Below are 23,172 nucleotides of genomic sequence, written 5' to 3' on the forward strand. Positions count from 1 at the left end.
GTAAGGCTCCCAGTAGACGACTGGGTTGATAGGCCGGATCTGGAAGCCAGGTAACTGGTGGAGGTGACCGGTACTAATAGGCCGAGGGCTTGTCCTCAGTTGCTCGCGTCCACTGTGTTGGTTCTGAAACCACGAACAGCCAACGGTTGTTGATTGTTTCATAGTGTTTCGGTGGTCATAGCGTGAGGGAAACGCCCGGTTACATACCGAACCCGGAAGCTAAGCCTCACAGCGCCGATGGTACTGCAGGGGGGACCCTGTGGGAGAGTAGGACGCCGCCGAACAAATATTGAGAAAACCCCCGCATCGAAAGATGCGGGGGTTTTCTGCGTTCAGAACCCGACGGGATCCCCGGAGGGACGGCGGCGGATCGCAGCTGGTTTTTCAGAGCCGACCCGCTGCTTTCAGAGCCAGATAGGCGTCCGCCAGTGCCGGCGCCAGATCCTCAGGAGTCGCATCCACCACTGTGACCCCATGCCGACGGAGCTGTTCGGCGGTGCGCCGGCGCTCGTTCTGTGCCTGAGCCGCTGCCGCCGCCTCATATACGGCCTCTGTGTTCCCACGAGCCTGCGCCATTCGGGCAATGTGCGGATCCGCCACCGACGCGACCAGAACCGTGTGGCGCTGAGTGAGCTGTGGAAGCACAGGAAGCAGACCCTGTTCCACCGGTGCCGCGTCCAACGTCGTGAGGAGCACGATCAAGGAACGGCGAGGAGCGGTCCTCAGAGCGGTGGCGGTGAGTCCACGCGCGTTGGTCTCGACGAGTTCCGGTTCGAGTGTGGCCATCGCCTTGACCAGAGAAGGGAGCACGTCACCTGCCGAGCGCCCCTGGACCAGGGCGCGTACCCGGCGGTCGTAGGCCAGTAGTGCTACGCGGTCGCCGGCGCGGGAGGCCAGGGCCGCGAGCAGCAGGGCCGCGTCCATGGAAGCGTCCAGGCGCGGGGCGTCGCCCACCCGGCCGGCCGACGTCCGGCCGGTGTCCAGGACGAGCAGGATGTGCCGGTCGCGTTCGGGGCGCCAGGTGCGGACGGCGACGGCGGACTGCCGGGCCGTGGCTCGCCAGTCGATCGAGCGGGTGTCGTCTCCGGGGACGTACTCGCGCAGGCTGTCGAACTCCGTACCCTCGCCACGGGTCAGCACGCTTGTGCGGCCGTCGAGTTCACGCAGTCGGGCGAGCTTCGACGGCAGATGCTTGCGGCTGGTGAACGGGGGCAGGACGCGTACCGTCCAGGGCACCTTGTGGGCGCCCTGGCGGGCGAAGAGGCCGAGAGGGCCGTAGGAGCGGATCGTCACACGGTCGGCCTGGTGGTCGCCGCGGCGGGTGGGACGCAGTCGGGTCGTCACGCGTCGGCGTTCGCCCGCCGGCACGGTCAGCCGGTGCCGGGAGGCCTCGATCTCGGTGCCCGGCTGCCAGCTGCTGGGTGGCCATGCGTCCCGCAGCTGGGCCCGCAGCGGACGGCGGGACGGATTCGTGATCGTGAGCGTGACATCGGCGGTGTCGCCGAGGCGGGCGGCGGTGTCGCCGGAGCGGGTCAGCAGCAGACGGCGTACCGGCGCGGCCAATGCGTAGTCGCAGGCACAGGCCAGGGCCAGGGGGCCGTTGACCGCGAGGATCCCCGTCCAGCCTGGTTCCAGGATGCCGACGGGGATCGAGCCGAGGGCCGCGAGGAGGGCGGCGCGTCCGGTGAGTGCCATCAGCGCGGGACCGGGACGTGGGCGAGGATGGCGTTGATGACCGAGTCGGCGGTCACGCCTTCCATCTCGGCCTCGGGGCGCAGCTGGATGCGGTGGCGCAGGGTGGGCAGGGCGAGGGCCTTCACGTCATCGGGGATGACGTAGTCGCGGCCCGTCAGCCACGCCCAGGCGCGTGAGGTCGCGAGCAGGGCGGTGGCGCCGCGGGGGGAGACGCCCAGGGTGAGGGACGGCGACTCGCGGGTGGCGCGGCAGATGTCCACGACGTAAGCGGTGATCTCGGGGGACACGGTCGTCGTGGCGACTGCTGCGCGGGCCGCCTCCAGGTCGGCGCGGCCGGCGACCGGGCGTACGCCGGCGGCGCGCAGGTCGCGTGGGTTGAAGCCCGAGGCGTGCCGGGTGAGGACGTCGATCTCGTCCTGGCGGGAGGGCAGAGGGATCGTCAGTTTGAGGAGGAAACGGTCCAGTTGGGCTTCGGGGAGGGGGTAGGTGCCCTCGTACTCGACCGGATTCTGGGTCGCGGCGACCAGGAACGGTTCGGGGAGTGGGCGCGGGGTGCCGTCGACCGTGACCTGACGCTCCTCCATGGCCTCCAGGAGCGACGACTGGGTCTTGGGCGGGGTGCGGTTGATCTCGTCCGCGAGGAGAAGGTTGGTGAAGACCGGGCCGGGCTGGAAGGAGAACTCGGCGGTGCGGGTGTCGTAGACGAGAGAACCGGTGACGTCGCTCGGCATCAGGTCCGGGGTGAACTGGACGCGCTTGGTGTCGAGTTCGAGTGCGGACGCGAGGGTGCGGACGAGCAACGTTTTGGCGACTCCAGGGACTCCTTCCAGTAGTACATGTCCGCGGCAGAGAAGGGCGACGACGAGGCCGGTCACGGCGGGGTCCTGGCCGACCACGGCTTTGGCGATCTCGGCACGCAGGGCTTCCAGGGAGGCCCGGGCGGTGTCCGGGTCCCCGCTCTGCCCGGCGTTGTCAGTGGTCGGGTCCATCATGAACGGCGTACCTCTCTTTCGAGGGCGTCGAGTTGGTCGGTGAGTGCGAGGAGGGCCGCGTCGTCGCCGGGCGGCGGTCCGAACAGGAGGGCGTGCAAGGCCTGTCCGTCGCCGACGAGATGGGCGGACAGGGCGGGAAGCAGGGCCTCGGGCGTGTGCGCCTGGGCGACGGGGACGCCGACGAGGGGGGCGAGGCGGGTGCGTGTGGTGGCGCGAAGAGCATCGGCAGCGCGGTCGCGGGCGTTGGCCTTGGCGTAGAGGCGGGCGCGGCCTTCGGCGGTCTCGGAGGCGCGGATCACCACGGGGAGTTTCTCGGGCACGAGCGGGCCGAAGCGGCGTGCCCGCCAGAAGGCGGCGAGAGCCGCCGCGATGAAGAGCTGCAGCGTGGCCCAGAGCCATCCCGAGGGAAGCAGGTCGAGGAAGTCCTTCTGCTCGCCGGTTCCGGTGGCGGAGGCGTCGGACAGCGAGGGGAGGTACCAGACCAGATGGGGGCGGGAGCCGAGGAGTTGAAGGGCGAGCGAGGCGTTGCCCTGCTCGTCGAGGCGGTCGTTGTAGAGGATGTCGGGCGCGCCGAGCACGACGGTGTCGCCGCCCCCGGATGCCGCGGGGATGCGCAGCAGGGTGGCGAGGCGTGCGCTGGGGTAGCAGGAGTCGGCGTCGAGGTGGGTGGTGGTGTACCGGATGCCGCCGGTGTCGGCGGTGCCCGCGCGCCGGGCCTCGGGCAGCGTGCAGTCCGGGGCGAGTGTGGAGCCGCCGCTGGTGGCAGGGTCCGCGGTGACCCCGGGGGCGAGCCGTTCGACGGACCAGCTGCCGGCCGCGACCAGGACGGTCCGGCCGCCGGAGGACGCTGTTGCCGTGTGCAGTCGGGTCTGTTGACCGTGCGTCAGCCGGTCGGGTGCGGCGACCAGGAGAGTGGTGTCCGGGCCGGCGGCGGCGCGTGCCGCGCCGAGCGTGGTGACCACGCGGGTGGAGACGCCCCGCTCGGCGAGGAGTTCGGCGACGGCGCGGCCGCCGTACGGGTCGGCGGAGCGCGGATCCAGGTCGCCGTGCCGGGCGGTGGAGCGTACGGCGGCCATGGCGACGGCCGCGCCCAGGATCAGCACGACGGCGAGCGCGATGCCTCGTGTCCGGGTCCACACCTGGCGGCCGGTGGGTGCGGTGGAGGTGGTGGTCGACGTGGCCTCGGTGGTCACTCGGCTGCCCCCTGGCGGGTGCTGTGGGCCGTGCTGGTGGTGCTGTCGGCGAGGCTCGGCCTGGTGCGTTCCAGGTCGCGGTCGAGTTCGGCGAGGCGGTGGTACGACTGCTCGGTCGCTCTGCGCCCGCCGTATGTGACGTCGTCGAACTCGCGGGCCGCGGCGTGCAGTCGGTCAATGTGCGCGGGCAGGACGCGGCCTGCCTCGTCGGCCGCCTCGTCGGCGGTGCGGCCGGGGCGTACGTCGAGGAGTGCCCGTTCCTCCAGGGAGCGGACGAGGGCCCGCATGCGCTCCTGGACGGCTTGGTTCCAGTGGCCCTGGGCCGCGTGTGCCTCGCTGGCGGCGCGGTGTTCGGCGGCGCTGCGGGGGCGCTCGTCGAACAGGGCTGCGGCGGAGGAGGGTTGGCGGCGGGGGATGCCGAGCCGCCACCACAGGGCGGCCAGGACAGCGATGACGAACAGGACCACGACGATCAGGCCGACCGTGCCGCCAGGGGTGGCTGAGGCGGCCGTGCTGAACAGCCGGTCGAGCCAGTCCCAGAACGCGTTCAGGGCGCGCTGGAGCAGGCTGGGGTCGTTCTCGTGGTACATCCCCTTGGTCAGTTCGCGCCGGGCAGCCTCCCGGGCGGGGTCACGCGGGATGGTCACCGGCGGCTCGTCACCCGAGCCGCCGGCCGCCAGGACCGCCCGGTCCGTCGCGCGCAACAGCTGTCGTACGGCCGTGGCGGCGGCTCCGGACGGGGCCGCCGCCGTGAGAACTTCCCCCGCGAGGCTCACCGCATCAGCTCCTGGGGACGGGGCCGGGGGTGCCGGTGCCGTGGTCCTGGACACCGGCGGCGCGGGCCAGTTCGAGGTCGAGGGCCTCACGGCGGATGCGCTGGTCGATGTAGAGGAGCACGGTGACGCCGGCGCTGATCGGAAGGGTGAGCGTGGTGCCGATCAGGGAGCCGATCCCTCGGATGATCAGGAACGCCCAGCCGACGTGTCCGCCGTTGGGGCCGAGGAAGTTGTCCATGCTGTCGCCGCTGACGGCGGATCCGATGAGGGCGAACGGGATGGTGACGATCGCCGAGACGATGTTGGCGATGAGCCAGGCGAGCAGCTGGATGCCGAGGACGCGCCACCAGGAGCCGCGCACCAGCTTGGCGGAGCGGCCCATGGCCTTCGTGATGCCCTGGCGTTCCAGCATCAGGGCGGGCGCGGCCAGGTAGTAGCGGATCGCCAGCCACACCGCGACGACGACTCCGCCGAGGATGCCCAGGGCGAACAGCCCGGCTCCGCCGGTGTCGCTGCCGCCGCCGGCGAGGATCAGGATGCCGGGCAGCGAGCCGGCGACGATCACGCCGACGGTGATCAGGCCGAGCAGGATGAGCAGACCGGCCAGCTTCGGGATCTGTGGGCGGGCCTCACGCCAGGCCTCACCGGTGCTGACCGGCTTGCCGAGTACGGCGCGGCTGGTGATGGTCGTGAGCAGGGCGGTGGCGACGATGACGGCGGCTGCGGAGATCACCGTGACGATGCCGGTGCCGAGCAGGGACTCGCGCAGGGCGCGGTAGACGTCGTCGGGGGTGGCGGTCCTGCTGTCGAGCGAGGTGCGGGCGAGGGCGTCGTTGAGGACGAAGCCCTGGACGAGGACCAGGCAGGCGTCCGTGACGACGGCGACGGCCAGCGCGATGCCGAGAACCGTGCGCCAGTAGGTGCGCATGGTGGACACGGCGCCGTCGAGGATTTCGCCGACGCCGAGCGGGCGCAGCGGGATGACACCCGGCTTGGCCGCGGGCGGCGGACCGCCCCAGCCGCCGCCCCAGGCGGGGTAGCCGCCCGGGGTGCCGTAACCGCCGTGGCCGGGGGGAGGGCCTCCGTACCCGCCGCCGTAGCCGCCGGGTGGGCCCGCGTATCCGCCGCCGTAGCCGCCGGGGCCAGGGCCGCCGGGATGCCCGCCGCCCCAGCCAGGGCCGGGCGGCGGTGGCGGTGGGGCCTGGTTCGGGCTGGGGGCACCGGTGGGCGCCGACCACTGGCCGGGTGGCGGCTGCTCCTTGGACCACTTCCCGCCTGGGCCCTGCGCGTCCGCGCCCGGCTGCGGCGCGGGCTCGGTGGGGCCGGGGCGGTCTGCGGGTTCGGCGCTGCCGGACGCACCGGGTTCCCGGCCCTCGGACGACGGGTCGGATCCGGGCGGGGCCCAGCCCGGAGTGTCTGTCATCGAAGCTCCTTCTCGGTGCCCTGCCGCGGTCGCGGCGGCAGGTTGGCAGCCATCGTGCCATGGGCCGGTGACCAGGGGCCCGGCCGCGGTGGGGGCTTGATGCCTTCAATTGTCCGCCGGATCCGGGGCAGACTGACGGCATGGCTGATCAGCAGGCGCGAACCGGCGGGGACAAGCGGTCCACCGAGATACCGGCGATCCGATGGGAGGAACCACCAGAAGGTCCCGTACTGGTCCTTCTTGATCAGACGAGGCTCCCGGCCGAAGAGGCCGAGTTGGTGTGCACGGACGCGTCGGCGCTGGTGGAGGCGATCCGTTCGCTCGCCGTGCGCGGGGCGCCGCTGCTCGGGATCGCGGGGGCGTACGGCGTCGCGCTCGCCGCCGCGCGGGGCTTCGACGTGGCCGAGGCGGCACGAGCGCTCGCGGAGGCCAGGCCCACCGCGGTGAATCTGTCCGTCGGGGTGCGCCGGGCCCAGGGCGCGTACCAGGCGGCGCTGGCCAGGACCGGCGATTCCACTGCCGCGGCGGTGGCGGCGCTGGCCGCGGCGCGGGCGCTGCACCAGGAGGACGCCGAGGCCAGCGCCCGGATGGCGGCTCACGGCCTGGCGCTGCTGGACGAGCTGCTGCCCGGTGGCGGGCACCGGATCCTGACCCACTGCAACACCGGATCACTGGTGTCCGGCGGGGAGGGCACGGCCTTCGCGGTGGCCCTGGCGGCGCATCGCGAGGGACGGTTGCGGCGGCTGTGGGTGGACGAAACGCGTCCGTTGCTGCAAGGTGCTCGCCTGACGGCGTACGAAGCGGCCCGCAGTGGCATGGCGTACACCCTGCTCACCGACAACGCGGCGGGTTCCCTGTTCGCGGCGGGTGAGGTGGACGCGGTGCTGATCGGTGCGGACCGGATCGCGGCCGACGGTTCGGTGGCGAACAAGGTGGGGAGCTATCCGCTCGCCGTGCTCGCCCGGTACCACCATGTGCCGTTCATCGTGGTGGCGCCGGTGACGACGGTCGACCCGGACACCCCTGACGGGGCGTCCATCGAGGTCGAGCAGCGCCCCGGCTTTGAGGTGACCGAGGTCACAGCACCCCAGGTGCCGGTGACGGGAGCAGGAGGCGGGATTCCGGTGGCACCCCTGGGGACCCAGGCGTACAACCCGGCGTTCGACGTGACGCCGCCCGAGCTGGTGACGGCCATCGTCACCGAGGAGGGAGCCGTTTCACCCGTGACGGCCGAGGCTCTTGCGGAGCTGTGTGCCAGGTCACGCCAGGTAACGATTAGCTAATGGGATGATGTCGTTTATGAAGGGACGAGTCCTTGTCGTCGACGACGACACCGCACTGGCCGAGATGCTCGGCATCGTGCTGCGTGGTGAAGGTTTTGAGCCGTCTTTCGTAGCCGACGGCGACAAGGCGCTGGCCGCTTTCCGTGAGACCAAGCCCGACCTGGTGCTGCTGGACCTGATGCTGCCCGGACGGGACGGCATCGAGGTGTGCCGGCTGATCCGGGCCGAGTCCGGTGTGCCGATCGTGATGCTCACGGCCAAGAGCGACACCGTCGACGTCGTCGTGGGCCTGGAGTCGGGCGCCGACGACTACATCGTGAAGCCGTTCAAGCCGAAGGAGCTGGTGGCCCGGATCCGGGCGCGGCTGCGGAGGTCCGAGGAGCCGGCGCCGGAGCAGCTCACCATCGGTGACCTGGTCATCGATGTCGCCGGGCACTCGGTGAAGCGGGACGGGCAGTCGATCGCGCTGACGCCGCTGGAGTTCGACCTGCTGGTCGCGCTCGCGCGCAAGCCGTGGCAGGTGTTCACGCGTGAGGTGCTGCTGGAGCAGGTGTGGGGCTACCGGCACGCGGCCGACACGCGGCTCGTCAACGTGCACGTCCAGCGGCTGCGCTCCAAGGTCGAGAAGGACCCGGAGCGGCCGGAGATCGTGGTGACCGTCCGTGGTGTCGGTTACAAGGCGGGACCGAGCTGACATGTCCGGGGACAGCGCCGCTTCGGCTCCCGGCGGGTCCGGGACCCGTCCGGGGCGGCCTGTCGGCCGGACGGCGGCGGGTACGCGTTTCAGGAGCCTGTTCGAGGGCGGGCTGCTGCAGGGCGGGGTGCAGGGCAGCCCGGTCCTGCGGCTGTTCCTGCGCTGGGTGCGCCGTCCGCTGCTGCCGGTGATGCGGCTGTGGCGGCGCAACATCCAGCTCCGGGTGGTCGCCACCACCCTCCTGATGTCGCTGGGTGTCGTCCTGCTGCTGGGCTTCGTCGTGATCGGGCAGGTGCGCAACGGCCTGCTGGACGCGAAGGTGAAGGCGTCGCAGAGCCAGGCCACGGGCGGGTTCGCGGTGGCCAAGCAGAAGGCCGACGAGGCGGCCAGTGGCACCGGCGCGGCCACCGGTGACGGCACGACGACCGCGGACGGTCGGCAGGCGCAGAACGTCATCCCCTGGATGAGCGACCTCGTGGAGTCGCTGTCCAGCGGTGGCGCGGGCGCCTTCGACGTGGTGACGCTGCCCGTGGGCGACGACAGCGGCGGCGGGCGCAGCCCGCGCGGCTCCGGGAACGTCAACCCGACGTCCAGCGTGCCCGCGGCCCTGCGCGAGCGGGTCAACAGCGGTACGACGGCCGTCCAGAGCAACACACGGATCATCTACGACGGCGGCAGGGAATCGCAGCCGGGCCTGGTCATCGGCAAGCAGGTCAACGACCCGAACGGCCGCCCGTACGAGCTGTACTACCTCTTCCCGCTCACGCAGGAGGAGAAGTCCCTCAGCCTGGTCAAGGGCACGCTCGCCACCGCCGGGCTGTTCGTCGTCGTCCTGCTCGGCGCCATCGCCTGGCTGGTGGTGCGGCAGGTCGTCACGCCGGTGCGGATGGCGGCCGGCATCGCGGAGCGGCTGTCCGCCGGACGGCTGCAGGAGCGGATGAAGGTCACCGGCGAGGACGACATCGCCCGCCTGGGCGAGGCCTTCAACAAGATGGCGCAGAACCTCCAGGTCAAGATCCAGCAGCTGGAGGACCTGTCGCGGATGCAGCGGCGGTTCGTCTCCGACGTCTCGCACGAGCTGCGCACCCCGCTGACCACCGTCCGGATGGCCGCCGACGTCATCCACGAGGCGCGTGAGGACTTCGACCCGGTGACCGCGAGGTCGGCCGAGCTGCTCGCCGACCAGCTGGACCGGTTCGAGTCGCTGCTCGCGGACCTGCTGGAGATCAGCCGTTTCGACGCGGGCGCCGCGGCGCTGGAGGCCGAGCCGATAGACCTCCGGGAGGTCGTCCGGCGGGTGGTGAGCGGCGCCGAGCCGCTCGCCGAGCGCAAGGGCACGCACATACGGGTGCTCGGCGACCAGCAGCCCGTCGTGGCCGAGGCGGACGCGAGGCGGGTGGAGCGCGTGCTGCGCAATCTCGTCGTCAACGCCGTCGAGCACGGCGAGGGCAAGGACGTCGTCGTGAAGCTCGCCGCGGCGGGCGGGGCCGTGGCCGTCGCGGTGCGGGACTACGGCGTCGGACTGAAGCCCGGCGAGGCGACCCGCGTCTTCAGCCGCTTCTGGCGGGCCGACCCGGCACGCGCGCGTACGACGGGCGGTACCGGCCTGGGGCTGTCGATCGCCCTGGAGGACGCGCGGCTGCACGGTGGCTGGCTGCAGGCCTGGGGCGAGCCGGGCGGCGGCTCCCAGTTCCGGCTGACGCTGCCCAGGACCGCGGACGAGCCGCTGCGGGGCTCGCCGATACCGCTGGAGCCCAAGGACTCACGCCGCAACCGCGGCCTCGACGACGCCGGCCGGCCCCGTGGCGGCGAGGAGAAGCGGGCGACCGTTCCGGTGCAGCAGGACGGTGCCCAGGCACCCGCGCTGCCGCCCCGGGCGCCGATCGCGCCGCGGCTGACCGGGACGCCCGCCGCCGACCCGACCGCGCTGCCGGGCAACGGCAACGGCGCGCGCGTGGTGCCCCGGCCCACCGGTGGCGCACGCCGTCCGGGTGAGGGGACCGCCGCACGTCCGGCGCCCGACACGAGCGAGGGCCGGCCCGATGCCGCCACGCCGGAGGACTCGACCGAGCCAGGGGAGGCATTTCGTGGTCGCTGACCGCGAGGGGGGCGCACGGCAGCGGCCGGTACGCGCGATGGCGTACGCCGCCTTGGGCGTCGTACTGCTGGCCGGTTGCGCCTCGATGCCCGACAGCGGGGACCTGCGGGACGTGGAGTCCACGCCGCGGCAGGACACCGGGGTCCGGGTGTTCGCCATGCCGCCGGCCGACGGCGCCGGTCCGGGCGAGATCATGCAGGGCTTCCTGGAGGCGCTGACCAGTGACGACCCGGAGTACGACACGGCGCGCAAGTACCTGACGCCCGACGCGGCGGGCAAGTGGCGGCCGGAGCGGTCGACCACGGTCCTCGCGAACGGGCCGACCATCGAGACCGACTGCAGCCCGGGCGGCCGGGAGGAGACCAACAGCGTCACCTGTGTGCTGGCCGGCTCCCGGGTCGCCACGGTCGACGCGCAGCAGGCCTACCAGCCCGTCGGCGGCTCCTACCGCAAGAAGCTGCACCTCACGAAGAACCCCAAGAGCGGGCAGTGGCGCATCGACGGGCTGCCCGACGGCGTCGTCATGGGCAAGTCGGACTTCCAGCGGAACTACACGTCCGTCGACAAGTACTACTTCGCCTCCAACGCGACGGTCGGGGCGAGCGGGCAGCCGGTGGCGGTCGCCGATCCGGTGTTCGTGCGCAGCAAGGTGGACGCGATGACCCAGATGGTCCGTTCGCTGCTGAAAGGGCCTACCACCTGGCTCGGGCCGGTGGTCAGGTCCAGCTTCCCGACCGGTACGGCGCTGCGGAAGAGCGCGTCCGGGCTGGCGCCGGACGACCAGAACAAGCTGACGGTGCCGCTGAACCTCAAGCCGTCCCAGGTCGCGGCGAGCAAGTGCACCGAGATGGCGACGCAGGTGCTGTTCACCCTGCGGAACCTCGTTCCGACGCTGGAGTCCGTCGAGCTGCAGGGGGCCGGCGACGACCGGCTGTGCGAACTGACCGAGGAGCGCGCCGAGTCCGTCGCCTGGCACGGGTCGTCGAAGCGCCCGGAGTACCTGTACTTCCTCGACGGCAAGCACCGGGTGGTACGGATGCCGACCGGGAGCACCGGCACCGGCTCCGTTCCGGTGCCGGGTCCGCTGGGCGAGGGCGGCAAGGGGCTGCAGTCGGTGGCGGTGTCGCGGGACGAGCGCACGGCGGCCGGGGTCGGCGACGAGGGCAGGTCGCTGTACGTGACGTCGCTGGCGCCGGACGGTTCGCTCGGCGAGGCGCTGGTGACCAGTGCCGGCGCGACCCCCGCCGAGCGGCTGACCACGCCCAGCTGGGACGCCCGCGGCGACCTGTGGGTGGCCGACCGGGACCGGCACCGGCCGCGGCTGTTCATGGTGGAGCAGGGCGCCGCCAAACCGGAGCAGGTCGCCGTCCCGGACCTGAACGGCCAGATCAAGGACGCGCGGGTGGCCGCCGACGGGGCGCGGATCGCGCTGGTCGTGGAGAAGGACGGCAAGCAGTCCCTGCTCATCGGCCGGATCCAGCACGACGACGGGACCGGGCAGGGCACCTCCGTGGACGGACTGCGGTCGGCGGCACCCGACTTGGAGCAGGTCAGCGCCGTCTCGTGGGCGGGCGACAGCAGGGTGCTCGCCGCCGGCCAGGAGCAGGGGGGCGTGCAGCAGATGCGGTACGTCCAGATCGACGGATCCACGCTCGACGGCCCCGCCCTGGGCGCACTCCCCGGCGTCAAGGCGATCGCCGCGTCCGAGGACGAGCGGGTGCCGCTGGTGGCCTACTCGGAGGACGGGATCGTCCGACTGCCGTCCGGGGCGCAGTGGCAGAAGGTCGACAAGGACGGGACGGCACCGGTCTATCCGGGCTGAGGCACCGATCTGCGCGGGCTGAGGCGCCGGTCTGTCCCGGCTGAGGTGCCGACGGCTGCTCGGAGTTTTCCACAGGGCGTTTTCCACAGGGGTGGCCGGTCGGCAGGGACGTTGGCACAGTGGTGGTCATGCGGGGGTGGTGGCAGGACCTCACCGACCTGGTGCTGCCGGCCGACTGTGCGGGCTGTGGTGCACCTCGTACGGCGCTCTGCCCGCGGTGCCGGGCCACGCTGGACGGCGTCGCGGCGCGGCGGGTGCGGCCGGTGCCGGAGCCGGCCGGGCTGCCGGTGGTGCACGCGGTGGCACCCTACGCGGCGGAGGTGCGGACGCTGCTGCTCGCGCACAAGGAGCGTGGCGCGCTGGCACTCGCGGGAGCGCTGGGCACGGCGCTCGCGAGGGCCGTGCGGGCGGGCCTCGGCGACGATGGCGGCCGGGCCGGTGCCGGCTCGGCCGGTCGGCCGTGGCACGGCCCCGTGCTGCTGGTTCCCGTGCCCTCCGCCCGGTGGGCCGTGCGGGCGCGTGGGCACGATCCGGTGCGGCGGATGGCGCTCGCGGCAGCGGGGGAGCTGCGGCGCACCGGGACGCCGGCCCGGGTGGCGGCCGTGCTGCGCCAGCGGCGGCCCGTGGCGGACCAGGCGGGGCTGGACGCGCGGCGGCGTCTGGAGAACCTCTCCGGGGCGCTGGAGGTGGCGGCGGGCGGCGGCCGGCTGCTCGGCGCGGGCCGCATCGTGCTCGTCGACGACCTGATGACGACGGGCGCCAGTCTCGCGGAGGCGGCGCGGGCCCTGCGGGAGGGGGGTTTGTCCCGCCGGGATGGCGGAACGGCTGTGTATGGAGCCATAACTCGGGAAGGTAGGGGGGAACGGCGGATCGGCGTACGGCCGGACAGGAGGAAGTCGGTGCACAGTGCACCGGAAAAGGCGGGGGCGAACGCCCTCCGGCGGGTGCTCCATGCCGCCGTGATCGCCGCTCCTCGCGATTCTTTCGAAATAAACAGGAACTGACCGTCAGCCTGCATCGTTGCAGGTAGTGGGAGGGGCAATTCACCTGAACGGAGGTACGGCGCAGTAGAGGGTGACGACATCCGTCCGGGCGAGATATGTTCGGTTGTGAGGAAAGGCGCAGGCCACACCTCTCATATCCGAATGCCGTGCCGCGGGTTTTCCCGCAATCACCCGCGCCGATGGGGTGGAGATCTCGTCCATGGGGGAGGAGGAGGTGGAAGTCACCGAGTCCGAGGTCCGGTGAGTACCGGACCTGGTGCAAAAGGGAGATGCTCCGCCGATGGAGCGGAGCGATCCGGGAACGGAGTTCTGCGTGGACATCGTCGTCAAGGGCCGCAAGACCGAGGTGCCCGAGCGGTTCCGCAAGCACGTGGCCGAGAAGCTGAAGCTGGAGAAGATCCAGAGGCTCGATGCCAAGGTGATCAGCCTCGACGTCGAGGTGTCCAAGGAGCCCAACCCCCGACAGGCCGACCGCTGTGACCGAGTGGAGATCACGCTCCGCTCCCGCGGTCCGGTGATCCGGGCGGAGGCGGCGGCCAGCGATCCGTACGCGGCACTCGACCTGGCGGCGGAGAAGCTGGACGCGCGGTTGCGCAAGCAGCACGACAAGCGGTTCTCGCGCCGAGGCGCGCGCCGGATCTCGGCGGCAGAGGTCCCCGACCACGTCCCGGGCGCGGCGACCCTGAACGGCAACGGCCTCCCCGTCCATGAGGAGGAGCCCGACGGAGTGCCGACCAAGAGGATCGGCTCGCTGGAGGTCAAGGGCGAAGGCCCCCTCGTCGTCCGGGAGAAGACCCACGTCGCCGCCCCGATGACCCTCGACCAGGCTCTCTACGAGATGGAACTGGTCGGCCATGACTTCTACTTGTTCGTCGACTCCGAGACGAAGGAGCCGAGCGTCGTCTACCGGCGACACGCGTACGACTACGGCGTGATCCACCTCAGCACGGACCCGATGGTCACCGAGGCGCAGCCCCCCGCGGCGGGGGGCACGCTGGGCGGCTGACCCACCCGGCTGAAGCTGAGCCGGTGCCCCTGGAGCGCGTGTGCGCCCCCAGGGGCACCGGTGTGCGACCACTTCGCGCCCCGCACGTCACCCCGGTGTCGCCCAGGCATGAAATCATGGCCCCACCGGCCCAACCGGTGGGCCGCTGCCTTGGGTTGGCGATGGCACAGGACCACAGGCCACAGCCTTCAGGGGGAGGAACGATGGCGGACACCTTCGGACCGATGCGGGACGGGGACGCCGACGACGATGTCATCGGCAGGGGCCCGGACGTGGGTTCTTCACGCGAGGAGCCGATCAGAGTCCTGGTCGTGGACGACCACGCCCTCTTCCGGCGCGGCCTGGAGATCGTGCTCGCGGCCGAGGAGGACATCCAGGTCGTCGGCGAGGCGGGCGATGGTGCCGAGGCCGTCGACAAGGCCGCCGACCTGCTGCCCGACATCGTGCTGATGGACGTCCGCATGCCCAAGCGCGGCGGGATCGAGGCCTGCACCTCCATCAAGGAGGTCGCCCCCAGCGCGAAGATCATCATGCTGACGATCAGCGACGAGGAGGCCGACCTCTACGACGCGATCAAGGCGGGCGCGACCGGATATCTCCTCAAGGAGATCTCGACCGACGAGGTGGCCACCGCCATTCGCGCGGTCGCCGACGGACAGTCGCAGATCAGCCCGTCGATGGCGTCGAAACTCCTCACCGAGTTCAAGTCGATGATCCAGCGCACCGACGAGCGCCGGCTGGTGCCCGCGCCCCGGCTGACCGACCGTGAGCTGGAGGTCCTCAAACTCGTCGCCACGGGCATGAACAACCGGGACATCGCCAAGGAGCTGTTCATCTCCGAGAACACCGTGAAGAACCACGTCCGCAACATCCTGGAGAAGCTGCAGCTGCACTCCCGGATGGAGGCCGTGGTCTACGCGATGCGGGAGAAGATCCTGGAGATCCGCTAGCGGCTGTCCCCGACGCCTATCCGAGGAGGCCGGCGAGTTCCCGGGTGAGGGGCTCGCGCAGCTCGGGGGCGTCCACCCGCTCCACGCGGACGTTCGTGCAGTTCACCCAGGTCGCCGCCTCGACCAGGGCCTGGGCGACCGCCGGGACCGCCTTCGGGCCGTCCAGGGTGGCCTGCCTGGCCACCAGCGTGCGGCCCTCCCGGGCCGGGTCGACACGCCCGACCAGCCGGCCGCCGGCGAGCACCGGCATCGCGAAGTAGCCGTGGACCCGCTTGGGCTTGGGCACGTACGCCTCCAGCCGGTGGGTGAAGCCGAAGATCCGCTCCGTGCGCGCCCGCTCCCAGATCAGCGAGTCGAACGGCGACAGCAGCGTGGTGCGGTGCCGGCCGCGCGGCGGCGTCGCCAGAGCGGCCGGGTCCGCCCAGGCCGGCTTGCCCCAGCCCTCGACCTCGACCGGCACCAGGCCCGAGTCGGCGATCACCGCCTCGACCTGCTCGCCCTTGAGACGGTGATAGTCGGCGATGTCCGCGCGTGTGCCGACCCCGAGCGACTCGCCCGCCAGCCGGACCAGACGGCGCAGGCACTCGGTGTCGTCCAGTTCGTCGTGCAGCAGCGCGTCCGGGACCGCGCGCTCGGCCAGGTCGTACACCCGCTTCCAGCCGCGCCGCTCCACGCACACCACCTCGCCGTACATCAGCGCCCGCTCCACGGCGACCTTCGTGCCCGACCAGTCCCACCACTCGCTCGTCTTCTTCGCGCCGCCCAGCTCCGTGGCGGTCAGCGGGCCCTCCGCGCGCAGCTGCTTGATGACCTGGTCGTAGGCGCCGTCGGGGAGTTCGTGGTGCCAGTGGGGGCGGTCGCGGTAGGCGCGGCGGCGGAACGCGAAGTGCGGCCACTCCTCGATGGGGAGGATGCAGGCCGCGTGCGACCAGTACTCGAACGCGTGCGCCTGAGTCCAGTACGCCTCCTCGACCGTCTTGCGGCCGGTCGCGCCCAGGCGCGCGTACGGCACGAGTTCGTGGGAGCGGGCGAGCACCGAGATCGTGTCGAGCTGGACCGCGCCGAGGTGGCGCAGCACCCCGCGGACACCCGCGCGCCGGTCGGGGGCGCCGAGCAGGCCCTGGGCCCGCAGGGCGATCCGGCGGGCGTCGTCCGCGGTGAGGGTGGTGGTGGGGCGCGGCAGGGTCGTCATGCGTCGGACGATAGACGGTGCCGCTGACAGCCCGCGATGAGCTGCGCGTTCATCCCCGTCCGTCCGACACGCGCGCGTGCGTCCACCGGAGACGCGGCCGCTTCCCTCAGGCTCGCCCGGGCAGGTACGGGGCCGTGGAGGGCAGGCTCAGGTCCGAGGGGAGCAGGGAGCCGATCCAGCAGTCGCGGCGCACGCCCTTGTTGTTGATGCCGGAGCGCAGGGTGCCCTCGACGGTGAAGCCGGCCCGCTCGGCCACCGCGCGGGAGGCGTGGTTGCCGACCTCGGCCCGCCACTCGACACGGTCGACGCCGACCTCCGTGAAGACCCACCGGCAGGCGGTGAGCGTGGCCTCCGCGACATACCCGTGGCCGCGGTGCTCCTTGGCCGCCCAGAAGCCGACCTCGGCCGTGCCCAGCGACCGCATCGTGAGCGCGAGCATGGCGGCCAGCTCCCCGCCGGTGAGGAAGACGCCGAAGGTGAACATCGACCCCTGCGCCCAGCCGTCGGGGACGATCTGCTCGGTGAAGCTGATCGCGTGCTCCGGCAGATAGGGCGAGGGGACCGTCGTCCAGCGCTGGATGTCGGCGTCCTGCACGGCCGCGTACACCGCGTCGGTGTCGTCGGGGCCGACCGGGCGCAGCACGAGACGGTCAGTGGTGAGCGTGACGGGTTCCATCGCCCGATTCTGCTCGGGACACCCGTCCGGAGCCATGGATTTTCGCGATGCGTGAGCGAGCGATCACATTTCGCGCAATTCCTCGCGCCGATGCGGCACTATCCGGATACCCGGGCCGTTGTCCTGGGTGAAGCAGCCGTCGGGCCGCCAGGCCTCCCGGCACGGCCGGGTCCTCGCATACGATGGCCGTTGCTCAGTACGTCAAATGGAAACCGACCGTCCCAGGCCCGACCGGCAAGGAGACAAACCCCCGTGTCCGTCCTCTCGAAGATCATGCGTGCAGGCGAAGGCAAGATCCTGCGCAAGCTGCACCGCATCGCGGACCAGGTCAACTCCATCGAAGAGGACTTCGTCGACCTCTCCGACGCCGAGCTGCGGGCCCTCACCGGGGAGTACAAGCAGCGGTACGCCGACGGTGAGAGTCTGGACGACCTGCTCCCCGAGGCGTTCGCCACGGTGCGCGAGGCCGCCAAGCGCGTCCTCGGCCAGCGCCACTACGACGTGCAGCTGATGGGTGGCGCCGCGCTGCACCTCGGCTACGTGGCCGAGATGAAGACCGGTGAGGGCAAGACCCTCGTCGGCACGCTGCCCGCGTACCTGAACGCCCTGTCGGGCGACGGCGTCCACCTCATCACGGTCAACGACTACCTGGCCGAGCGCGACTCCGAGATGATGGGCCGCGTCCACAAGTTCCTGGGCCTGGACGTCGGCTGCATCCTGGCCAACATGACGCCGGCCCAGCGCCGCGAGCAGTACGCGTGCGACATCACCTACGGCACGAACAACGAGTTCGGCTTCGACTACCTGCGCGACAACATGGCGTGGTCGAAGGACGAGCTGGTGCAGCGCGGCCACAACTTCGCCATCGTGGACGAGGTCGACTCCATCCTCATCGACGAGGCCCGTACGCCGCTGATCATCTCCGGCCCGGCCGACCAGGCCACCAAGTGGTACGGCGACTTCGCCAAGCTGGTCACGCGCCTCAAGCGCGGCGAGGCCGGCAACCCGCTCAAGGGCGTCGAGGAGACCGGCGACTACGACGTCGACGAGAAGAAGCGCACCGTCGCCATCCACGAGGCCGGCGTCTCCAAGGTCGAGGACTGGCTGGGCATCGACAACCTCTACGAGTCGGTGAACACCCCCCTCGTCGGCTACCTGAACAACGCCATCAAGGCCAAGGAACTGTTCAAGAAGGACAAGGACTACGTCGTCATCGACGGCGAGGTCATGATCGTCGACGAGCACACCGGCCGTATCCTCGCCGGCCGCCGCTACAACGAGGGCATGCACCAGGCGATCGAGGCGAAGGAAGGGGTGGACATCAAGGACGAGAACCAGACGCTCGCCACGATCACCCTGCAGAACTTCTTCCGCCTCTACTCGAAGCTCTCCGGCATGACCGGTACGGCGATGACCGAGGCCGCCGAGTTCCACCAGATCTACAAGCTCGGCGTGGTCCCGATCCCGACCAACAGGCCGATGGTCCGCAAGGACCAGTCGGACCTGATCTACCGCACCGAGGTGGCCAAGTTCGAGGCGGTCGTCGACGACATCGCCGAGAAGCACGAGAAGGGCCAGCCGATCCTCGTCGGCACGACCTCCGTCGAGAAGTCCGAGTACCTCTCGCAGCAGCTCAGCAAGCGCGGCATCCAGCACGAGGTGCTGAACGCCAAGCACCACGAGCGCGAGGCCTCGATCGTCGCCCAGGCCGGCCGCAAGGGCGCCGTGACCGTGGCCACCAACATGGCCGGCCGTGGTACGGACATCAAGCTCGGCGGCAACCCCGAGGACCTCGCCGAGGCGGAGCTGCGCCAGCGCGGCCTCGACCCCGAGGAGCACATCGAGGAGTGGGCGCACGCCCTGCCCGCCGCCCTGGAGAAGGCCGAGCAGGCCGTCAAGGCGGAGAAGGACGAGGTCGAGAGCCTGGGCGGCCTCTACGTCCTCGGCACCGAGCGGCACGAGTCGCGGCGGATCGACAACCAGCTGCGCGGTCGTTCCGGCCGTCAGGGCGACCCGGGCGAGTCCCGCTTCTACCTGTCGCTGGGCGACGACCTGATGCGTCTGTTCAAGGCCCAGATGGTCGAGCGCGTGATGGCGATGGCCAACGTGCCGGACGACGTGCCGATCGAGAACAAGATGGTCACGCGCGCGATCGCGTCCGCGCAGTCGCAGGTCGAGCAGCAGAACTTCGAGACCCGTAAGAACGTTCTGAAGTACGACGAGGTGCTCAACCGGCAGCGCGAGGTCATCTACGGCGAGCGCCGGCGCGTGCTGGAGGGCGAGGATCTGCACGAGCAGGTCCAGCACTTCATGGACGACACGATCGACGCGTACGTCCACGCCGAGACCTCCGAGGGCTTCCCCGAGGACTGGGACCTGGACCGGCTGTGGGGCGCCTTCAAGCAGCTGTACCCGGTGAAGGTCACCATCGAGGAGCTGGAGGACGCGGCCGGCGACCGGGCCGGTCTGACCGCCGAGTTCATCTCGGAGTCCATCAAGGAGGACATCCACGAGCAGTACGAGGCTCGTGAGACGCAGCTCGGCTCCGAGATCATGCGTGAGCTGGAGCGCCGGGTCGTGCTGTCGGTCCTGGACCGCAAGTGGCGCGAGCACCTCTACGAGATGGACTACCTCCAGGAGGGCATCGGCCTGCGCGCGATGGCGCAGAAGGACCCGCTGGTCGAGTACCAGCGCGAGGGCTTCGACATGTTCACCGCGATGATGGACGGCATCAAGGAGGAGTCCGTCGGCTACCTGTTCAACCTGGAGGTCCAGGTCGAGCAGCAGGTCGAGGAGGTGCCGGTCGAGGAGGCCGAGCCGGTCGCCGAGGGCGTGCAGGACACGGTTCCGGCGCAGGCGGGCGCGCGTCCGGAGATCCGCGCGAAGGGTCTGGACGTTCCGCAGCGGCGCGATCTGCACTTCTCCGCGCCGACGGTCGACGGTGAGGGCGGCGTCGTCGAGCGCGACCTGGAGGACGACGAGCCGGTGCGCTCCGAGTCGGACGGTCTGACGCGGGCCGAGCGTCGCCGGCAGGCGAAGGGCGGACGGCGCCGCAAGAAGTAGGCGCCGGAGCACGTTCGAGAAGGGCCGGGTCTCCTCCGGGGGCCCGGCCCTTCCGCGTTGTCTGCGCGGCGCCCTGTGCCGTGGCCGGGTGCCCCAGACCCCTGAGCGCCGGTCGAGCACCGGGTGTTACGGCGCGCCCGTCTCGACCGCCGTGCAGCGCCAGCGGAGGTCCTTGCCCAGTTCCAGGCGGAAGGCCATGGCGCGTAGCCGGTCTCCGGCACAGATGCGCGCGAAGACCTCCAGGGCGCCTTCGCTGGGGACGTAGTAGCCGATGTCGTGGACGACCGGGCGGGGGCCCAGCGTGCGCAGGGGGCTGCGTTCGGCCAGGCGGGCCAGTTCGTCGTAGGCGCGGCCCGCGGTGTGGCGGAGCATCCAGTGGACGGGCCGCTGGCCGCTCAGAACGGCCAGCAGACGGTCTGCGAAGAGGTCGGTCGGCCGAGGCTGCCGTACGGCCGTCACGGGCGCTGTACGGGGCTCCTCGGCGCGTGGGGCGGTGGCCGCCGGCCGGCTGGGCGTGCGGGGTGGCGCGCCGCCGGGACGGCGGGAGTCGCGGCGGGTCGGCGGGCGGTGCCGCGGGCGGGGCGGGACGGCGCGGCTCATGACCTTGTTCATGGGGTCCCCGTTCGGCTGGCCCGGGGATACCGGGCGGTAACTAGCTGGTGGGGATCTTGTACGGGGGCTCCGGAGCGGCTGGCAAGGAAAAGCCGGCGGGCCAAAGACGGTCCGGGATGTTCACCTATCCGAGGGGTGCGGGAGGCGCTCGACCCCGTCGGCAAGCGGCGGGGGAGGGTGAACCGGCGGCCCGGAGTGGACGCCTCCACGGGTGTGGGCAGGGGCCCGAAAGGGGACGGGCGCACGTATCCTGAAGGCCCTCCGGGAGACGCGCCAGCCGCTCTCCCCGGGCCCCCAGCCGAGCCTTTGACCAGGAAAGAGCGGCCAGCATGCGCGTCTACGTCCCCCTGACCCTCCCCGCTCTCGCCGAGGCGCACGAGACGGGTGAGCTGGGGAGCGGCCCGTTCGTCGCGTATGCCGTCACGCCCGCGCTGCGCGAGTGGTACCTCTCCGAGGACATCGAGGAGTTGGAGTACGCGGCGCTCAGCAGGGCCGCGCTGGCCGCGCTGCGGCTGCTGGCGGCGGATCCGGGCGCGGTACGGCGCCGGGTCGTGGTCGCCGTGGACGTGCCCGACGGCGCCGCGACCGTCGACCCGGGCCGTGGGCTCGAACCGTCCGCCCTCGGCGAGGTCACCGTGACGGCGGCGGTGCCGCTCGCGAAGGCGGCCTCCGTGCACGTCGACGCCGAGGACGCGGAGGCGGACGTGAGCGCGGCGGCACAGGCGCTGGAGGCGGCGGACGGCGGGGACGACGACGCGCAGTTCGTCGTGGACGGGGCGGACGACCACGAGCTGCTGTGGTACGCCACGCAGGAGATCCCCAACCTGGTCGGGCAGGGCTGACCCGGGCCGACCGGGGCGGCGCCTTGATTGTCAGTGGTGGCGGGTACGGTCTTGGACATGGGGATGCACGGAAGCGCGCACATCGTCTGGGACTGGAACGGCACGCTGTTCCACGACAATGACGCGATCATCGGGGCGACGAACGCGGCCTTCGCCGAGCTGGGGATCCCGCCCATCACGCTGGAGCAGTACCGGTCGCTGTACTGCGTGCCGGTGCCGAAGTTCTACGAGCGGCTGATCGGCCGGCTGCCGACCGACGCCGAGTGGGAGCTGATGGACGGCGTCTTCCACCGGCACTACGCCGAGCACCGGGTGCGGTGCGGCCTCACCGAGGGCGTGGTGGAACTGCTCACGGGATGGCGGTCGGCGGGACACAGCCAGTCGCTGCTGAGCATGTACGGGCACGAGGAACTGGTGCCGCTGGTACGGGGCTTCGGCATCGAGGCGCACTTCATACGCGTCGACGGGCGTACGGGGCCGTCGGGCGGCAGCAAGGCCGAGCACATGGTGCGGCACCTGGAGGCGCTGGCGGGGGCGGTGGAGCCGGCGCGGACCGTGGTGATCGGGGACGCGGCGGACGACGCGGTCGCCGCCCGGCGTGTGGGCGCGGGCGCCGTGCTGTACACCGGGGGGTCGCACAGCCGGGCCAGCCTGGAGGGGGTGGGGGTGCCGGTCGTGGACACCCTGGCCGAGGCGGTGGCGGAGGCACGGAAGATAGCGGCGTAGCCGGGGCTCGGCGGGGCACGGTTCGGTTCCCCTGGGCTGTGGGGTGCCCCTGCGCTGCGGCTGCGTGAGCACCCCCGCCCGCCTCCTCCCTCAGCTCACCGGCGCCTTCGTGCGCAGCACCTTCAGGAATTCCCGCATCCAGGCCGGGTGGTCCGGCCAGGCGCGGGAGGAGACGAGGGTGCCGTCGACGACCGCCTCGGTGTCCTGGAAGCCCGCTCCGGCCGCCTGCATGTCCGGTTCGAGCGCCGGGTAGGCCGTGACCCGGCGGCCCCGGAGGGAGTCGATCGCGGCGGTGAGCAGCGGGCCGTGGCAGATCTGGGCGACCGGCTTGTCCCCGTCGAAGAAGGCCTTGAGGATCTTGCGCAGTTCGGCGTCGTTGCGCAGGTACTCGGGGGCCCGGCCGCCGGGGATGACGAGGGCCGCGTAGTCTCCCGGGTCGACGTCGGAGAAGGCCAGGTCGGCGGGCCAGGTGTAGCCGGGCTTCTCGGTGTAGGTGTCGTAGCCGGGTTCGAAGTCGTGGACGACGAAGCGGAGCGTCTTGCGGGTGGGGGCCGCGATGTGGACCTCGTAGCCTTCCTCGCGCAGGCGCTGGTACGGGTAGAGGACCTCCAGGGACTCCGCTGCGTCGCCGGTGACGATGAGGATCTTCGTGGGCATGTCGGCTCCTCGGGGCAGACTCCGGGCTGTGCGGGAGAACTCTTGGGCACGGTGCCCCCGCCGGGCGCGGTTGCCAAGAGGGCCCGGTGCTTTTCAGGGTGCGTCCGGGGGCACGGGGGCGCGACCGGATACGTCACCCGCCCCCGCCCCGCCGCTGTGCAGAACGTCAAACTTCACCCCTCGGTTTTGTACACATACGGCTCATGACGGGCCCCGGGTAAGTGGCGATAGCCTTGTGGCGTGATCAGCGCGATATCTCGCGGGGGCGATCCTGCTCCTGCCCTGCGCCCGGGTTGCACGGAACACCTCCGTGACCGGGCGGCGGTCGCTGGTCTTCGCGGGCGGGACGGGGGCGCGGAAGCCTCCGCAGCGCCGAGGGCGGTCCGGATCGTGACGGCGCCGAGAGCGGCGTCACACCCAAAAGACGCCCCGACAATGGCCGAATACCCCCCGCTCATCTCACCCCGC

19 protein-coding genes and 2 rRNA genes are annotated in these 23,172 nt (G+C 71.5%); 12 read left to right on the forward strand and 9 right to left on the reverse strand.

Annotated features, from left to right (window positions below):
* Window positions 1–97, forward strand: a 23S ribosomal RNA gene (locus ABZ937_RS08955); the annotation flags it as partial.
* A 70-nt stretch (window positions 98–167) separates the two neighbouring features.
* Window positions 168–284: ribosomal RNA gene (rrf, locus tag ABZ937_RS08960) — 5S ribosomal RNA — on the forward strand.
* 100 nt (window positions 285–384) lie between these two features.
* On the opposite strand, the gene ABZ937_RS08965 is transcribed toward rrf, so the two are convergent.
* The 5 genes from ABZ937_RS08965 to ABZ937_RS08985 are packed head-to-tail and all read right to left on the reverse strand — an operon-like array spanning window position 385 to window position 6,079.
* Window positions 385–1,695, reverse strand: a complete 1,311-nt coding sequence (locus tag ABZ937_RS08965) for a DUF58 domain-containing protein (protein WP_361687784.1) — start codon at window positions 1,693–1,695, stop codon at window positions 385–387.
* Entirely contained in the window at window positions 1,695–2,684 is a 990-nt protein-coding gene (locus tag ABZ937_RS08970) for a MoxR family ATPase (RefSeq protein WP_361688573.1), read from the reverse strand. The genes ABZ937_RS08965 and ABZ937_RS08970 overlap by 1 nt, the downstream gene beginning before the upstream one ends.
* On the reverse strand, window positions 2,684–3,880 hold the full coding sequence (locus ABZ937_RS08975) for a DUF4350 domain-containing protein (protein ID WP_361687787.1): 1,197 nt from the start codon (window positions 3,878–3,880) through the stop codon (window positions 2,684–2,686). The genes ABZ937_RS08970 and ABZ937_RS08975 overlap by 1 nt, the downstream gene beginning before the upstream one ends.
* Window positions 3,877–4,656, reverse strand: a complete 780-nt coding sequence (locus ABZ937_RS08980) for a DUF4129 domain-containing protein (protein ID WP_361687790.1) — start codon at window positions 4,654–4,656, stop codon at window positions 3,877–3,879. Before ABZ937_RS08980 ends, ABZ937_RS08975 begins: the two co-directional genes overlap by 4 nt.
* Before the next feature lie 4 nt (window positions 4,657–4,660).
* Window positions 4,661–6,079: a glycerophosphoryl diester phosphodiesterase membrane domain-containing protein gene (locus ABZ937_RS08985; RefSeq protein ID WP_361687793.1), complete on the reverse strand. Its 1,419-nt coding sequence runs from the start codon at window positions 6,077–6,079 to the stop codon at window positions 4,661–4,663.
* Between the two features lie 140 nt (window positions 6,080–6,219).
* Here ABZ937_RS08985 and mtnA point away from each other — a divergent pair, with 140 nt between their 5' ends.
* The 7 genes from mtnA (at window position 6,220) to ABZ937_RS09020 (ending at window position 14,936) form a co-directional block, all read left to right on the forward strand.
* Entirely contained in the window at window positions 6,220–7,362 is a 1,143-nt protein-coding gene (gene mtnA / locus ABZ937_RS08990) for an S-methyl-5-thioribose-1-phosphate isomerase (RefSeq protein WP_361687796.1), read from the forward strand.
* A gap of 4 nt (window positions 7,363–7,366) precedes the next feature.
* On the forward strand, window positions 7,367–8,056 hold the full coding sequence (gene mtrA, locus ABZ937_RS08995; RefSeq protein ID WP_191870552.1) for a two-component system response regulator MtrA: 690 nt from the start codon (window positions 7,367–7,369) through the stop codon (window positions 8,054–8,056).
* A gap of 1 nt (window position 8,057) precedes the next feature.
* Window positions 8,058–10,154 (forward strand): MtrAB system histidine kinase MtrB, encoded by a 2,097-nt coding sequence (mtrB, locus tag ABZ937_RS09000; protein WP_361687799.1) that lies wholly within the window; start codon window positions 8,058–8,060, stop codon window positions 10,152–10,154.
* Entirely contained in the window at window positions 10,144–11,976 is a 1,833-nt protein-coding gene (locus ABZ937_RS09005; RefSeq protein WP_361687802.1) for an LpqB family beta-propeller domain-containing protein, read from the forward strand. The genes mtrB and ABZ937_RS09005 overlap by 11 nt, the downstream gene beginning before the upstream one ends.
* A 128-nt stretch (window positions 11,977–12,104) precedes the next feature.
* Complete coding sequence (locus ABZ937_RS09010) at window positions 12,105–12,980, forward strand: ComF family protein (protein ID WP_361687805.1); 876 nt, start codon at window positions 12,105–12,107, stop codon at window positions 12,978–12,980.
* A gap of 280 nt (window positions 12,981–13,260) precedes the next feature.
* The gene (raiA, locus tag ABZ937_RS09015) at window positions 13,261–13,986 is read left to right on the forward strand and encodes a ribosome-associated translation inhibitor RaiA (protein WP_361687808.1); all 726 of its coding nucleotides are present in this window, start codon (window positions 13,261–13,263) and stop codon (window positions 13,984–13,986) included.
* Between the two features lie 203 nt (window positions 13,987–14,189).
* The gene (locus ABZ937_RS09020) at window positions 14,190–14,936 is read left to right on the forward strand and encodes a response regulator transcription factor (RefSeq protein ID WP_361687811.1); all 747 of its coding nucleotides are present in this window, start codon (window positions 14,190–14,192) and stop codon (window positions 14,934–14,936) included.
* Window positions 14,937–14,952: 16 nt separating this feature from the next.
* Here the strand turns inward: ABZ937_RS09020 and ABZ937_RS09025 are convergent, their stop codons facing one another.
* Together ABZ937_RS09025 and ABZ937_RS09030 are read right to left on the reverse strand one after the other, a co-directional pair.
* Window positions 14,953–16,128, reverse strand: coding sequence for a crosslink repair DNA glycosylase YcaQ family protein (locus tag ABZ937_RS09025; protein WP_361687814.1), 1,176 nt, complete (start codon window positions 16,126–16,128; stop codon window positions 14,953–14,955).
* A 106-nt stretch (window positions 16,129–16,234) separates the two neighbouring features.
* Window positions 16,235–16,804 carry a GNAT family protein gene (locus tag ABZ937_RS09030; RefSeq protein ID WP_361687817.1) on the reverse strand — a complete coding sequence of 190 codons (570 nt, stop codon included), beginning with the start codon at window positions 16,802–16,804 and terminating at the stop codon, window positions 16,235–16,237.
* Window positions 16,805–17,056: 252 nt separating this feature from the next.
* On the opposite strand from ABZ937_RS09030, the gene secA reads away from it, so the two are divergent.
* Window positions 17,057–19,867, forward strand: coding sequence for a preprotein translocase subunit SecA (gene secA / locus ABZ937_RS09035; protein ID WP_361687820.1), 2,811 nt, complete (start codon window positions 17,057–17,059; stop codon window positions 19,865–19,867).
* A 126-nt stretch (window positions 19,868–19,993) separates the two neighbouring features.
* Here the strand turns inward: secA and ABZ937_RS09040 are convergent, their stop codons facing one another.
* Window positions 19,994–20,479, reverse strand: a complete 486-nt coding sequence (locus ABZ937_RS09040) for an Rv3235 family protein (protein WP_361687823.1) — start codon at window positions 20,477–20,479, stop codon at window positions 19,994–19,996.
* A 329-nt stretch (window positions 20,480–20,808) separates the two neighbouring features.
* Between ABZ937_RS09040 and ABZ937_RS09045 the strand changes: the two genes are divergently transcribed.
* Together ABZ937_RS09045 and ABZ937_RS09050 are read left to right on the forward strand one after the other, a co-directional pair.
* The gene (locus ABZ937_RS09045; protein ID WP_361687826.1) at window positions 20,809–21,321 is read left to right on the forward strand and encodes a hypothetical protein; all 513 of its coding nucleotides are present in this window, start codon (window positions 20,809–20,811) and stop codon (window positions 21,319–21,321) included.
* Between the two features lie 57 nt (window positions 21,322–21,378).
* A complete protein-coding gene (locus ABZ937_RS09050; protein WP_361687829.1) occupies window positions 21,379–22,047 on the forward strand; it encodes an HAD family hydrolase in 669 nt (222 codons plus the stop codon).
* Between the two features lie 90 nt (window positions 22,048–22,137).
* On the opposite strand, the gene ABZ937_RS09055 is transcribed toward ABZ937_RS09050, so the two are convergent.
* The gene (locus tag ABZ937_RS09055) at window positions 22,138–22,704 is read right to left on the reverse strand and encodes a DJ-1/PfpI family protein (protein ID WP_361687832.1); all 567 of its coding nucleotides are present in this window, start codon (window positions 22,702–22,704) and stop codon (window positions 22,138–22,140) included.
* Window positions 22,705–23,172 lie beyond the last annotated feature (468 nt).

The sequence above is a fragment of the Streptomyces sp. NPDC046727 genome, assembly GCF_040645635.1.
Taxonomy (GTDB): Bacteria; Actinomycetota; Actinomycetes; order Streptomycetales; family Streptomycetaceae; genus Streptomyces.

Bases quoted from the DNA above. Each gene is read 5' to 3' on its own strand.
- ABZ937_RS08965 (WP_361687784.1), bottom strand. From the start codon at position 1,695: ATGGCACTCACCGGACGCGCCGCCCTCCTCGCGGCCCTCGGCTCGATC.
- ABZ937_RS08970 (WP_361688573.1), bottom strand. From the start codon at position 2,684: ATGGACCCGACCACTGACAACGCCGGGCAGAGCGGGGACCCGGACACC.
- ABZ937_RS08985 (WP_361687793.1), bottom strand. From the start codon at position 6,079: ATGACAGACACTCCGGGCTGGGCCCCGCCCGGATCCGACCCGTCGTCC.
- mtnA (WP_361687796.1), top strand. From the start codon at position 6,220: ATGGCTGATCAGCAGGCGCGAACCGGCGGGGACAAGCGGTCCACCGAG.
- mtrA (WP_191870552.1), top strand. From the start codon at position 7,367: ATGATGTCGTTTATGAAGGGACGAGTCCTTGTCGTCGACGACGACACC.
- mtrB (WP_361687799.1), top strand. From the start codon at position 8,058: ATGTCCGGGGACAGCGCCGCTTCGGCTCCCGGCGGGTCCGGGACCCGT.
- ABZ937_RS09010 (WP_361687805.1), top strand. From the start codon at position 12,105: ATGCGGGGGTGGTGGCAGGACCTCACCGACCTGGTGCTGCCGGCCGAC.
- raiA (WP_361687808.1), top strand. From the start codon at position 13,261: ATGGAGCGGAGCGATCCGGGAACGGAGTTCTGCGTGGACATCGTCGTC.
- ABZ937_RS09020 (WP_361687811.1), top strand. From the start codon at position 14,190: ATGGCGGACACCTTCGGACCGATGCGGGACGGGGACGCCGACGACGAT.
- ABZ937_RS09025 (WP_361687814.1), bottom strand. From the start codon at position 16,128: ATGACGACCCTGCCGCGCCCCACCACCACCCTCACCGCGGACGACGCC.
- ABZ937_RS09030 (WP_361687817.1), bottom strand. From the start codon at position 16,804: ATGGAACCCGTCACGCTCACCACTGACCGTCTCGTGCTGCGCCCGGTC.
- ABZ937_RS09040 (WP_361687823.1), bottom strand. From the start codon at position 20,479: ATGAACAAGGTCATGAGCCGCGCCGTCCCGCCCCGCCCGCGGCACCGC.
- ABZ937_RS09045 (WP_361687826.1), top strand. From the start codon at position 20,809: ATGCGCGTCTACGTCCCCCTGACCCTCCCCGCTCTCGCCGAGGCGCAC.
- ABZ937_RS09050 (WP_361687829.1), top strand. From the start codon at position 21,379: ATGGGGATGCACGGAAGCGCGCACATCGTCTGGGACTGGAACGGCACG.
- ABZ937_RS09055 (WP_361687832.1), bottom strand. From the start codon at position 22,704: ATGCCCACGAAGATCCTCATCGTCACCGGCGACGCAGCGGAGTCCCTG.